The organism is Streptomyces sp. NPDC054841, from assembly GCF_053611045.1.
The window spans coordinates 1-1,012 of record NZ_JBSGZO010000942.1; the positions used below are offsets into that span (position 1 = coordinate 1).

At 68.6% G+C, this 1,012-nt stretch carries 1 protein-coding gene; it reads right to left on the reverse strand.

Annotated features, from left to right (window positions below; all coding sequences use genetic code 11):
* Window positions 1–7: 7 nt before the first annotated feature.
* Complete coding sequence (locus ACWGI8_RS44575; RefSeq protein WP_453669383.1) at window positions 8–598, reverse strand: TetR/AcrR family transcriptional regulator; 591 nt, start codon at window positions 596–598, stop codon at window positions 8–10.
* Between the last annotated feature and the right edge of the window lie 414 nt (window positions 599–1,012).

Sequence of the window (1,012 nt, forward strand, 5' to 3'; positions counted from 1 at the left end):
TTCCATGTCACTTGACCCGCAGGGCTTCCAGCATCGCCACCAGCGCGTCCTGGGTGTTGTCCAGATCGCGGGGGTCCGTCGACGAGGCCAGCCACAGCGCCGCCTCGTTCATCGCGCCCGACAGCAGATGGGTGATCGGCTCGACCGGTTGCGCGGCGATCGTCCCCTCACCGATCAGATCCCCGAGCACCTGCGCCAGGTGCCGCCCGGAGGTCGTCTCGTTCATGTCCCGCCACTCGCTCCACCCGAGGACCGCGGGACCGTCGACGAGCATGATGCGCTGGATCGCCGGATCGGTGGACACGGTGAGGAACGCCTGGCATCCGGAGACGAGCTGGTCCCAGGTGTCCTCCCGGGCGTCCGCCGTCTCGGCGATCCGCTCGGCCACCTCCTGCTGCACCTGCTCCAGCACGGCCCGGAACAGCTCGGCCTTGCTGGAGAAGTGGTGGTACAGCGCGCCCTTGGTGACACCCGCCGCACGTACGATCTCCGACAGCCCCACGGCTCCGTACCCCAGCGTGGAGAACAACCGCCTGCTCTCCCGCACCAGTGCCTGCCGAGTCTGCTCCCGCTGCTGTGCCCGAATCCCTTGAGTCATCCTCTCCCCCAGTCCTTCACGTACTGAAGGTACGTGAGCTTCCCCCCGGATGGCGATCCACCCCCCGGACCCGCCCCCGACCCGAACGACGACTTCCAGCCGATTCGGACCGGGGGAGGGGCGTGGGCGGGGCGGACGCGGCGCGGGGGGTGGAGAGGAAGTGTCGACGCGGAGGCCGCCTTCGCCATCACGTTTCCCACTGTTGTGGTTCCGGCCGGCCGATCTCGTGGTCTGTATTGCGGTGCTCCACGATTGCGCTGGTCACGAGCGTCACATGAGGGTGGATCTCGACGGCCTACCGCGGGGCCTTCGGCGAGGACGCCGGGCTCCGGGCCGAGATGTTCAACCTGCTGCACCCCAGAATCCGATTCGCACCCCTGAGATCTATCCGGGGCCGCTGCCGCGGCCCTGTAC